This window comes from Streptomyces sp. 378, from assembly GCF_030124145.1.
In the GTDB taxonomy this organism is placed as follows: Bacteria; Actinomycetota; Actinomycetes; order Streptomycetales; family Streptomycetaceae; genus Streptomyces.
This window is the reverse complement of sequence record NZ_JASKMS010000024.1, coordinates 66494-78901: the sequence shown is the minus strand read 5'-3', so window position 1 is coordinate 78901 and position 12408 is coordinate 66494. Positions and strand designations below refer to the sequence as shown.

Genomic DNA, 12408 nt, shown 5'->3' with positions numbered 1-12408 from the left:
CGCGACGGGCTGGAGGGCAAGCGGACTCCCCGAGTGAGAACCGTGGTCAGAGGCTGTCGGTGACGGCGAGGGGACCGGCCGGCAGTGACACCGTGGTGAGCGGCTCACGGACCAGCGAGGCCGCCGCCGAGGGCACCGGACGGCGCTCGCCGAGCGGCACGACCGGCGGTAGCTCCGACTCCCCGAGCACCACCCGGCGCACCACCCGCTCGGCGGCCCGGCCGTCGTCCCAGGTGCAGAACCGCTCGCGGAACGCCGCCCGCAGCTGGGCCGAGCGGGAGCCGCGCCAGTGACCGGTGGCGAAGATGTCGATCAGCTCGTCCTCACCGCGTGCGACCGCGCCCGGCGGGGCCTCGCGCACGTCGAAGTACGTGCCCCGGGCGGCGTCGTACGCCTCCCAGTCGTCGGCGTGGATCACGATCGGCCGGTCCAGGTTGGCGTAGTCGAACATCAGCGACGAGTAGTCCGTGACCAGGGCGTCCGACGCCAGGCAGAGCGACTCCACGCTCGGATGGTCGCTGACGTCGACGACCCGGCCGCAGGTGGTGGTCAGCGGGGCGTCGTAGGCGTGGTGGGCGCGGGCCAGGACGACGAAGCGCGGGCCGAGGCGCCGCGCGATCCGCTGCAGGTCGAGGGGGTGGCGCTGGGAGCGGCGGTAGGCGCGGTGGGTCGGCGCGTACAGGATCGCCACCGCGCCCCGGGGGATGCCGAGGGAGGCGCGCAGCCGGGCCACGTCCGCCGGGGTCGCCGTCCGGAACACGTCGTTGCGGGGGTAGCCGTACTCCAGCGTGGTGTAGCGGCCGGGGTGGACGCGTTCGTGGGTCAGTGTGGTGTGGCGGTTGGCGGACAGCACGTAGTCCCAGCGGTCGACGTCCTTCAGCAGCCGTGCGAAGTCCCGGCCGCGGGCCGCCGCGGGGCGCTCCTGGAGGTCGAGGCCGATGTGCCCCAGCGGGGTGCCGTGCCCGGTCTGGATCAGGACCTGGCCCCGGCGCTTGGCCAGACGGTCGTCGAAGCCGGTGTTGCTGACCAGGTACCGGGAGCGGGCGAGCGCCGTCCAGTAGGCGGCCGTCCCGGGGACGAGGCGGCGCGGGCCGGGCGGGATCGTGTGGTGGTGCTCGCGGCGGGCGATCCAGGACGTGCGGACGTGCGGCGCGAACTCGCGGAACGCGGCCTCCAGCGCGCCCGGGTTGCAACCGTGGCCGCGTCCCTCGTACGCGGCGAAGACGGCACGGTCGGCACGCAGCGGCAGGCAGCGCTGGACGCGGTAGTGGGTCCTGAGGGCGGCCGACCGCAGGCCCCGCGCCAGTTTCCCGACGGCCTTGGCGGCGGCGCGGTGCCCGGCCGACGCGAACTGGAGGGTGCGGTAGGTGCGGTGCAGGCCGAAGCGGATCAGCACGTGGTGGATCCGGCAGCGCAGGGGGATGGGGGCACCCGGGGTGCGGTAACGGCGGTAGTGGGCGCGGGCCCGGCGCAGGAAGTCGGCGCGCGAGCCCGGGGGCAGCCGGTCCCGCCGGGAGTACACGATCGCCAGGTGGTGCACCATGCGGCGGAACAACACCGAGCGCCACTGGGCCAGTTCGGGGCGCTCGTCGAGGTAGGCGAAGACCCGGTCGTACTGCTCGAAGACGTCGAAGTGCCGTTCGCCGGTGGTGCGCAGGATGCTGCCCCGCCGCCGCTGCCGGTAGTGCACGCAGACCCGGTCGAGGGTCGTGATCGACTCGGCGGTCATCAGCACCGGATAGGTCCACGGCGTGTCCTCGTAGACGCCGGGCGGGAAGACGAACCCCTCCCGCTCGACGAACTCCCGCCGGTAGGCCTTGTTCCAGGCGACCATCAGCAGCCGCAGCAGGCCCGGCCGGTCCTCCAGGCGGAACGGCGCCGGGCCCTGCTCGGTCAGCTGCAGGGCCGCCTGGTTGCGGATCGCCTCCCCCGTCCAGTAGCTGCGCGCGTAGTCGAAGACCAGCACGTCCGGCTCGCCCGTCTCCTTCAGCCGGTCGGCGATCGACCGCAGCGCGTCGGGCGTGAAGGTGTCGTCGCCGTCGAGAAACAGCAGGTAGTCGCCGCTCGCGTGCGCCACGCCGGCGTTTCTCGCGCGGCCCAGTCCGACGTTCTCCGGCAGGTGCACGGGGCGTACGCGCGCGTCGCGGGCGGCGAACTCGTCGGTGATCGCGCCGCACGCGTCCGGCGAGCAGTCGTCGACGACGATCAGTTCCAGATCGGGACAGGACTGGGAGAGCACCGACTCCAGGCACTCGTGCAGGTACGCCTGAACCTGGTACGCGGGGACAATGACACTGAACCTGGGCAAGAGGCCATCCATCGGTCGGCGCGGGCGTTCGGCCCGGGAACGCCCGGTGGGCCGACTTGGTTACGCCGGCTACGGCATCCGGGGGAACGCGAAAGGGGCGGGCCGCCCCCGGCCCGCCCCTTCGACTACCGTCCTGTGAGCGCTACTTGACCGCGCCCGCCATGACGCCGGACACGAACTGCCGCTGGAACGCGAAGAAGACGGCCAGCGGGACCACCATGGAGATGAACGCGCCGGGTGCCAGCACGTCGATGTTGTTGCCGAACTGCCGTACCTGCGTCTGCAGCGCGACCGTGATCGGCTGGCTCCCGGAGTCCGAGAAGATCAGCGCGACCAGCATGTCGTTCCACACCCACAGGAACTGGAAGATGCCGAGCGACGCGATCGCCGGTCCGCCGAGCGGCATCACGACACGGAAGAACAGACGCAGTTCACCCGCGCCGTCCAGCCGCGCCGCCTCCAGCAGCTCGCGCGGGATCTCCGCGAAGAAGTTCCGCAGCAGGAACACCGCGAACGGCAGACCGAAACCGACGTGGAACAGCACCACGCCGATCACCGAGCCGAAGACGCCGATCTTGCCGAAGAGTTCGGCGATCGGGATCAGCGCGACCTGCACCGGCACGACCAACAGGCCGACCACGCCCAGGAACCACCAGTCCCGGCCCGGGAACTCCATCCAGGCGAAGGCGTAGCCCGCCAGCGAGCCGATGATCACGACCAGCAGGGTCGCCGGGACGGTGATCCACACCGTGTTCAGCAGGCTGCCGGTGATGTCGTCGTTCTCCAGCAGCTTCGTGTAGCTGTCGAAGGTGATCTGCGCGGGCTCGGTGAACACGGTCCACCAGCCGCTCGCCGCGATGTTCTCCGGCGAACGGAGACTGGCCAGCAGCAGACCGATCGTCGGCACCAGCCAGAACAGGCCCACCACGATGAGGAACACCCGCACCAGCCCGCCGCCGACCCCCTCGGCGAGCCGCGACCCCAGCGACTGTCTGGCCTTCATCGCCGCACCTCCCGCCTGAGCCTGCGTACGTTGAACCACATCACCGGGATCACGAGCAGCAGCAGGAACACCGAGATGGCGCTGGCGATGCCCGGCTGGTTCTCGGAGAAGCCCTTGCGGTACAGCTCCAGCGCGAGGACGTTCGCGTCGTCCTGGGCGGATCCCGGCGCGATGATGAAGACCAGGTCGAAGATCTTCAGCACATTGATCATCAGGGTGACGATGACGACCGCGAGGACCGGCGCCAACAGCGGCACCGTGACCCGTCTGAACACCTGCCACTCGGTCGCGCCGTCGACCCGGGCGGCCTCCAGCAGTTCCCGGGGCACCCCCGCGAGCCCGGCCGCGATCAGCACCATCGCGAAGCCCGCCCACATCCAGATGTACGCGCCGATGATGGACGGGGTGACCAGGGACGGGCCGAGCCAGTCCAGACCGTTGTACGGCTCCTCGAAGTTGCTCGCCGGGAGCCGCAGCAGGGCCCCGTCGGCCGCGGCGGGCAGGGTGAAGCTGCCGTCGTCGGCGGCCGTCGCCGACGCCACCACCCTGCCGTCCTTCACGGCCTCGATCTTCATGCCGGCATAGCCGACTTCGGTCGGGTCGACGCTGTTGAGCTCGCCGACGCCCTTGCCGCGCGTGAAATCCTGCCAGGTCGTCCCGGTGATCTTGTCCGGCTCCGGCTTCGGCGCCGCGGCGGCCTTCGCGTCGTCCGGCATCAGGTCGGGCGCCACGCCCACCAGGGGCAGTGAGACCGCCTCGCCGGTGCGCACGGGCGACGTGGTGATGAACGCGCCGCCGCCGGCCGGCTCCAGCGGCGAGTCCCGGCCCGGGTGGGCCTTCGGGAAGGCCGACGCCTGGGAGAACGTGTCGTGCACGCCCACCCACACCGCGTTCGCCACACCCTTGTCCGGGTCCTGGTCGTACACCAGGCGGAAGATGATGCCCGCCGCCAGCATCGAGATCGCCATCGGCATGAAGACGACCAGCTTGAACGCCGTACCCCAGCGCACCCGTTCGGTCAGCACCGCGAAGATCAGGCCGAGGGCCGTGGCGACCGTCGGCGCGAACACCACCCAGATGATGTTGTTCTTCAGCGCGGTGCGGATGCCCTCGTCGGTGAAGAGAGCCTGGTAGTTGTCTATTCCGGCGAAGCCGTCACCGGACTGGTCGTAGAAACTGCGCACGACCGAGTACCCGATCGGGTACACCACGAGCGCGCCGAGCAGGACGAGCGCGGGCAGCAGGAACAGCGCCGCGACGGTCCTGCGGGTGCCGGTCACACTCTTGCGCGACTTGGAAGCGGCAGGGGGCTTGGAGCCCCCTGCCGCCGTCACCGACGTCATGACGTCAGTTCCCGTACGCCGCGGCCGCTTCGGCCTCCAGCTTCGCCTGCGTGCCCGCGATGTCCTTCGGGTTCGTCAGGAAGTCCTGGAGGATCTTCCACTCGCCCTTGCCGGGCGTCCCGCCGAACGCCTGCGGGGCCTGGTCGGACATGTCGAAGCGGAAGTCGTCACCGGCGTCGATGAGCGCCTTGGCGATCCTCTGCTGCACCGCGTTCGGGTACGCGGAGTTCGGCACGTTCTTGTTCGGCGAGAGGTAGCCGCCCAGCTTGGCCTGGATCTGCGCCGCGTCCGGCGAGGCGAGCCAGGTGGCCAGGGCCTGCGACCCCTTCGAGTCCTGAAGGATCACGGCGGCGTCGCCGCCCGAGACCACCGGCCCGTTGTCACCGACCGCCGGGAACGGGAAGACCTTCGCGTCCGTGCCGATCTTCATGTCCTTCGGGATGTTGACCTGCGCGAAGTCACCCGCGGCCACCATGGCGGCCTTGGGCTGGTCCCCGCCGGTGAAGACCTGGGTGACGGACGCCGGGAAGTCGGTCTGCAACGCCCCGTTCGCCCCGCCCGCGATCCAGTCCGGCTTGCCCCAGACCTGCGCGAGCGTGGTCAGCGCGTCCTTCACGGACGGGTCCGTCCACTTGATCTCGTGCTTGGCCAGCTGGTCGTACTTCTCCGGCCCGGCCTGCGAGAGGTACACGTTCTCGAACCAGTCGGTCAGCGTCCAGCCCTCGGCGCCGCCGACGGAGAACGGGGTGACGCCGGAGTCGTAGACCGTCCGCGCGGTGTTGAGCAGATCCGGCCAGGTCTCGGGCTCGCCGGCCCCGGCGTTCTCGAAGACCTGGTTGTTGTACCAGATCAGGGACTTGTTGGCGGCCTTGTAGTAGACGCCGTACTGCTTGCCCTCGACCTTGCCGATGTCCTGCCAGCCCTGCGAGTAGTTCTCGCTGAGCTCCTTGAGGGCGTCGGAGCCGAGAGGCTTGGCCCAACCCCGGTCGACGGCCTGCTTGATGGCGCCCGGCTGCGGCAGCATCACGATGTCCGGCGGCTGTCCGCCGGCCACCTTCGAGCCGATGAAGTTGATGATCGGGTCCTGGGCGGGCACGAACGTGACCTCCGCGCCCGTGCGTTCTTCGAACTCCGCGAGGACCTTCTTGAAGTTGGCCTGTTCCGTGCCGCTCCACACGGCGGCGATCTCCAGGCTGGTCCCGTCCAGCTTCGGAAGGTTGACGCTGTTGGTGGTCTCCTCGCTGTCGCCCGTGCTTCCACCGGTGTCCTTGTCGCCGCCTCCGCAGGCGGAGAGCGAGAGCGCGAGCGCTCCCGCGGCGACGATGGCCGCGGCCTTGGCGGCTCTGCGGTGCTGGGGGGTCGCCTTGTCCCGGTCGGGCGACCAGCGTGTCCGGATGGTGCTGCTCGTCATGCGCATGACTGCCCCGTTCTTCGTTCCTCGTCGAACGTCGAGCGCGCTCCCGTGCGATCTGGTCTACGCCCGGGTGTGCGGGGGCGGCAAGATGGCGTCGGCTGTCAAGCGGGGGATCGTGACTCCCTCGTGACCAGCGACGTGGCCCCGTGACGCCGCGGGGCCGGGGGCCGTACCCGGCTACAGGAGCGACGGCACCTTCGCCGCCGCGACCTCCCGTGCCGCCCTTTCCAGCGCGCTGGCCAACAGTGCCAGGTCGGTCGGTCCGTTCCCGAGCTCCCGCACCGGACGCCGGGCCGGAGGGTCACCCATGCGGTGCCACTCCAGGGGCACGACGGTGGGGCGCAGCGTCGCCGTGCGGGGGATCCGGCCGGTGACCCGCCCGCCCTGGAACGGGGTGACCCGCCCGTCCGGCCCGGTCAGCCGGCCACGCCCGGGCGCGGGCTCGTCCGGGCCCGGGGCCGGGGCGTCGAGTGTGACGCGCAGGGTGGCCCGGCGCGCCGGTTCGGTCTCCGCCGTACGGGGGCATGGACCGGTGGCCGCGACGAGGTTGACGCCGAGCCGCTCGCCCTCCCGGGCCACGGCCTCCAGCGCGCGCATCACCGACCCGGCCGCGGGCCGCCCGGTCGAGCCGAGCGCCGGGGAGACCAGCGCGTCCAGGTCGTCGACGACCACGACGAGCCGGGGGAGCGGGGGCGCGGCCGCCTCCGTCTGCCGCCGGGCCGCTCCGGGACGCAGCCGAATGGTGGAACTGGACGGGGAGTCGAGGTCGCCGGAGCCTCCCGAGGCGGGCGGCTCGGCCGGGGCACCGCCTCGTGCCGTCGCCGTGCGCTGGGTGACCATACGGCCCGACAGCTCACGCCCGGTGTGCCACTCGTCGAAGTCCGACCGCCCGAGCAGCTCGGCACGCCGCTTCAGCTCGGCGCTCAGCGACTGGGCGAACTCCCGCATGCGGACCGGGTCGTGCGCCATGAGCAGGGTGGTGACATGCGGTACGTCCGTACACACCCGCAGTCCCTCGCTGTGCCCGCCGCCCGCGCCCGGGCCGCCCCGGCCGTCGACCAGCACGATGCCGAGGCGGTCCGGCCGCTCGGCGGCGGCCAGGGACGCGACGATCGCCCGCAGCAGCTCCGTACGGCCGCTGCCCGGCGGGCCCTCGACCAGCAGATGCGGCCCCTGGGCCGCGAGGTCCGCGCAGACCGGGCCGCGCGGCCCGGCGCCCAGCACCGCGCGCACGCGTCCGCCCAGCGCGTCGGCGTCGTCGGCCGCGTCCGCCCAGCGTGCCATCAGCGAGGCCGGAGTGGCGCGGGCCAGGCCCAGTTCGTCGAGCAGCCGGGCCGCCTGCGGCAGGGGTGCGGAGACGCGCGGCTGGCGGTCGCTCGCCGGGCCGTCCGTCCGCAGCGGCGCCAGCGCCCGCGCGAACCGTTCGGCCCAGGCCGCGGACACGGCGTCGACGGTGGCGATGGTGCCGTGCCCGACGGGCGCCGCCGGAGTTCCTTCGCCACCTACCCGGGCCACGCGCATCAGCCGCAGGGCCGTCGCCACGTCCCCGCTGAGCAGCGCGACCGCGCCGCACTGCCGGAAGGTGGGTGCCACCGAGCAGGCCGCCTCGTAGGTGTCCGTCACCGGTGAGGAGGGGGAGGCGGCGGCCGTCTCGGCCAGGCAGATGACGTGGATCCCGGCCCCGGGGCCCTCCAGCGCCAGCCGTGCGACGGCCTTGCGCAGGTCGGCTCCGCCGGGATCGCCGTCCACGACGAGCACCGTGTACGGGCCCGGGAAAGCGCCGGTCACGTCGGCGGCGGAAGCGTCGTCACGTGCCCAGGCCGGCCGCCGGGGGGCCGGGACGGAGTGGTGCGGGGACGGACCGGTACCCGTGGGCTGTGCGCCGCCGGGCGCCGAGGCGCCCACCGGCGGACCGGCGGCGGCGACGCCCGGACCCGACTCCGCGAGGTGGTCCTCCAGACGGCGGGTGAGTTCGTCGGTGCGGGCCGCGGCCTGCTCGCGGTCGTGGGCCAGGAGCAGCCGGCAGTCCTGCCCGTGCCCCGGGCGGACGTGCGGCAGCCAGCCCAGCCAGGACCACTCGGCGGTGCGCTCCTCAAGGGACCGGGCGCGGTCCGCGGCGATCAGGACGATCTCCAGCGTGTCGGGGGAGTGCAGCGCCGTGAGCTGGGCCAGCACCGCGCGGGCCAGCCCGGACAGCCGCGCCCGCGGCCCGGCCAGCCCCAGGGCGCCGACCTCACGCAGCCCGGCGGTCACGGGTACGGCGGGCAGCAGACCCGAGCCGTCCGGCGCCGCACGGTCGGCCGTGCCGAGGCGCACGGCGAGCGCCTCCGGATGGCCGGGGGCGCGCTCCCACAGCCGGGGCCCCGGCCCCAGCGCCGTCAGCAGCAGGGTGGCCGGGTCCGGCCAGGTCTCCGGCGCGGCCGACACGGCGACCGGGTGGTGCTCCGCCGCCGTCACCGCGGCCGGCTCGTCCTCGTGCGTCCCGGGTGGTTCCGCCGCCTGCTCGCCACGCCCTCCGGCCAGCCGTCGGGCCCAGGCACCGAGCCCCCCACGCCTGCGGGTGCCCGAGGGCACGTCGGTGCCGCGCAGGGGAGTGCCCTTGCGTCCCCGGCCGGCCTGCTCGTCCACGAGGTCCGGGTCCACGGCACGGGCGGGAACAGCGGGGGCGACCGACCCGTCCGGGCCCCAGGGGTGAGGGCCGGTACCGTCCGCGACTCCGGCGTCGTACACCGTCGTCGGCCGGACGGGGGCCACGTCGCCGAACGCCCCGGCGCCGGAACGACCCGCATGCGTGTCCCCGGCGCCGCTCCCGGCCCGGACCCCGTCGCGCTGCCGCGCGACCTCGGCCGGTGGCGCGAAAGTACTCCGCCGAGCGGCGGCCTGCTGCCCGGTGGGTGCTCCGTGAGTCCCGACGGCGGCCTGCGCGGCACCGGCCGTTCCCGACCGCGATCCGTCGCGCGTGCCGACGCCCGGCGCCTCGCTCCGGTTGTCTTCCGCGTGTGCGGGCCCGGTGCCGTGGGGTGGCATCTGGCTCCGGGGGTGTCCCGGGTGGGGTGTGTCTGGGGTGCCTCGCGAGGGCGTGTGGCTCGGGTTGTCTTCCGCGCGTCCGGTGCCCCGGGACGGGACGGGGCTCGGGCCGCCTCCCGAGTGGGGTGCGTCCGCGGCGCCGCGCGAGGGCGTCTCGCTCCGGTCGCTTCCTCCACGGGCCGCGTCTCCCGCGCCCCGGGACGGCACATGACTCGGGCCGCCTCCCGAGTCGGCCCCGCCGCCGCTGCCCGCCAGGCGGGTCCAGTCGCCCTGGTCCCGTCCCCGGGGCGCTTCGGACCCCGCGCCCGCGTCTCCGCGCTCGATCCTCGGTGCCCCACCCTGCCCCGGCACCACAGCCGGATCGGCGGAGCCGTGTTCCGAGGCACCCGGCGCGCCCCAGGCCGCGGAAGCCGAGCCGTAGGCGTGATGCGTGGGCCCGAGGGGCCCGGCGGGTCCCGGGTCGGCCACGCGCGCGGGGGATACGGGGGATTCCGCCCCGCCCCCGGCGGGCCCGGGCACGCGCACGTGCCCCTCCCCGTCCGGAGTCGTCTCCACCCGGGCACCCGGCCCCCCGGCCGGAGCCAGCCGCAGGGCCGATTCGCCGATCCGCAACAGCGCACCCGGCGCGAAGGGCACCGCCCGGCCGCCCACGCGCGTGCCGTTCACCGTCGTGCCGTTCGTGGAGTCCAGGTCGGCGACCTCGACACGGCCGTCCGCGCTCACCGTCACCGCGCAGTGCAGCCGGGAGACGTCCGGGTCGTCCAGCGGCACGTCGGCGTCGGCGGAGCGGCCGATGCGGATCTCGCCGCCGTGCAGCAGATGGACGCCGCCGGCGTCGGGGCCGGCGACGACCTGGAGCTGGGCGGGGGCGTCGTCCAGCTCGGGATGCGGCTCCGGCTCCCCGGGCGCGCCCACGGACAGCACGGCACCGTCGGTCAGCGGGGGCTCGCCCAGCGTGCAGCGCTGGGCGTCCAGTCGCTGCTCCCCGGCGTACAGCACCGGTGTGCCCGAGCCGTCACCGCCGAGGACCGCCTGGGCCAGCGCCGACGCCACCGCCGCGAGCGCCGTACCGGCGGGTGCCGTGACCAGCACGTCGCTGCGCGGGGCGCGGTCCCGCGCCGGCGCCGACGGGCCCAGCGGATCTACGACGGTCAGCCGGATCTGCATCGCCGTCAGCGGTCCCTTCTGCCCGGGCGCGGAGTCCCCCACCCCGCCCCAGCACGTCGGCCAGTACTGCACGCATCCTCGCACCTGCCACTGACAGCGCGCCCCTCTCTCAGGAAAAGGTGATCTTGATTGGTCGGCTCTGCCCGCAAAAGTGCCTGAGAGATGACCCACGGGCGACCGCTTGAGATCGGTCACGTCTATTCCCGGCAACCACAAGACCGAGGTCAGCGTCTTTCCTTCGAACGAGTCCGAGAGCGGAAACGTAAGACCCACAGAAAGACGACACTCCGGTCCTCGGCCACCCGGCACTACAGTGGTTCGGACAGGCCAGCAGGCAAGGCAAGCACCAGGGAGCGCATGACGTGCGGCCGGTAGGCAGCAAGTACCTGCTCGAGGAGCCGCTCGGACGCGGCGCCACGGGCACCGTCTGGCGAGCCCGCCAGCGCGAGACCGCGGGCGCCGAGGCGGCCGTGCCGGGACAGCCCGGCGAGACCGTCGCCATCAAGGTCCTCAAGGAGGAGCTGGCCGGCGACCCCGACATCGTCATGCGGTTCCTGCGCGAGCGGTCCGTCCTGCTGCGGCTGACCCACCCGAACATCGTCCGGGTGCGTGACCTGGTCGTCGAGGGCGAGCTGCTGGCGCTGGTCATGGACCTCGTCGAGGGCCCCGACCTGCACCGCTACCTGCGGGAGAACGGGCCGTTCACCCCGGTCGCCGCCGCCCTGCTCACCGCCCAGATCGCCGACGCGCTCGCCGCCAGCCACGCCGACGGCGTCGTCCACCGCGACCTCAAGCCGGCCAACGTCCTGCTCCAGCAGTACGACGGGCGGATGCACCCGCTGCTGACCGACTTCGGCATCGCCCGCCTCGCCGACTCCCCGGGACTGACCCGGACCCAGGAGTTCGTCGGCACGCCCGCGTACGTCGCGCCCGAGTCCGCCGAAGGCCGCCCGCAGACTTCCGCCGTCGACATCTACGGCGCCGGCATCCTGCTGTACGAGCTGGTCACCGGCCGCCCGCCGTTCGCCGGCGGTTCCGCCCTGGAGGTGCTGCACCAGCACCTGAGCGCCGAGCCGCGCCGTCCCTCCACCGTCCCCGACCCGCTGTGGACGGTCATCGAGCGCTGCCTGCGCAAGAACCCGGACGAGCGGCCCAGCGCCGAGAACCTCGCCCGCGGCCTGCGCGTCGTCGCCGAGGGCATCGGGGTGCACGCGAACTCCGCGCAGATCGCCGCCGCCGAGGGCGTCGGCATGCTCCTCGTGCCCGACCCGGCCCCCGCGCCGGTGCCGGACACACCCGGCGCGGCCGACCCGACCCAGGTCCTCCCGCAGAACGCGGGCGCGTACGACCCGAGCGCCGCGACCAGCGTCATGCCGCACACCGGCGGTCCGGCCGGCGCCGCCGACCCGACCGCCGTCATGCCCCACCGGGGCGCGGCCGACCCGACCGCCGTCATGCCGCCGGTCCCGCCGGGCTCGCCCGGCCACCCCGGCCAGCAGGGCGGCCCCGAGGACCCGCACCCCTGGCAGAACCAGCTGCGGGCGGCCCGCGACCGCAACGAGCAGACGCAGGTCCAGTACCTCGACCCGAACCAGGATCCGCTGCGCCGCCGCCCCCAGCGCCAGGTGGCCCGGCCGCAGCCGCAGCAGCAGCCCCCGCGCCGCCAGGCGCCCCCGCCCGGGCCCGGCCACGGCCGTCCGCACCAGCAGCCCCAGCAGTACGCCCCTCAGCCCCAGCGGCCCCAGCCGCCGCAGCGCTACGCCCCGCCCGCGCCGCCGGCCCAGCCCCAGCAGCCGCAGCGGCCCCAGCGCGAGCCCCGGCAGCCGAGGCAGCGCAGTGCCAACCGGATGCGGATCCCCGGGCTCGGCTGCCTGAAGGGCTGTCTCTTCACGATCATCATCCTGTTCGTCGCCGGCTGGCTGGTCTGGGAACTGAGCCCGCTCCAGGAGTGGATCGGCACCGGCAAGAGCTACTGGGACCAGCTCACCGACTGGTTCAGCACCGTGACCGGCTGGTTCGAGAAGCTCGGCGGGAGCGGTTCCGGCACGAACTGACGGGAACCGCCCTGCGGGGTTGGTGATTTGTCGACACCTGGCGGGTGATTTCCGCCTCCACGGTGAAGGTTGGCTCTCCGGGCGCGTAGTTT

At 73.7% G+C, this 12408-nt stretch carries 6 protein-coding genes; 1 reads left to right on the top strand and 5 read right to left on the bottom strand.

Annotation, left to right across the window (positions count from 1 at the left end):
* Positions 1–46 precede the first annotated feature (46 nt).
* The 5 genes from QNO09_RS27995 to QNO09_RS27975 form a co-directional block, all read right to left on the bottom strand.
* A complete protein-coding gene (locus QNO09_RS27995) occupies positions 47–2308 on the bottom strand; it encodes a bifunctional glycosyltransferase/CDP-glycerol:glycerophosphate glycerophosphotransferase (RefSeq protein ID WP_283973028.1) in 2262 nt (753 codons plus the stop codon).
* Between the two features lie 142 nt (positions 2309–2450).
* The gene (locus QNO09_RS27990) at positions 2451–3311 is read right to left on the bottom strand and encodes a carbohydrate ABC transporter permease (protein ID WP_283973027.1); all 861 of its coding nucleotides are present in this window, start codon (positions 3309–3311) and stop codon (positions 2451–2453) included.
* Positions 3308–4591, bottom strand: coding sequence for a carbohydrate ABC transporter permease (locus QNO09_RS27985; RefSeq protein ID WP_283973065.1), 1284 nt, complete (start codon positions 4589–4591; stop codon positions 3308–3310). Before QNO09_RS27985 ends, QNO09_RS27990 begins: the two co-directional genes overlap by 4 nt.
* A 67-nt stretch (positions 4592–4658) precedes the next feature.
* Complete coding sequence (locus QNO09_RS27980) at positions 4659–6071, bottom strand: ABC transporter substrate-binding protein (protein WP_283973026.1); 1413 nt, start codon at positions 6069–6071, stop codon at positions 4659–4661.
* A gap of 174 nt (positions 6072–6245) precedes the next feature.
* Positions 6246–10262, bottom strand: coding sequence for an FHA domain-containing protein (locus QNO09_RS27975; RefSeq protein WP_283973064.1), 4017 nt, complete (start codon positions 10260–10262; stop codon positions 6246–6248).
* A 362-nt stretch (positions 10263–10624) separates the two neighbouring features.
* On the opposite strand from QNO09_RS27975, the gene QNO09_RS27970 reads away from it, so the two are divergent.
* The gene (locus QNO09_RS27970) at positions 10625–12316 is read left to right on the top strand and encodes a serine/threonine-protein kinase (protein ID WP_283973025.1); all 1692 of its coding nucleotides are present in this window, start codon (positions 10625–10627) and stop codon (positions 12314–12316) included.
* Positions 12317–12408: the final 92 nt, after the last annotated feature.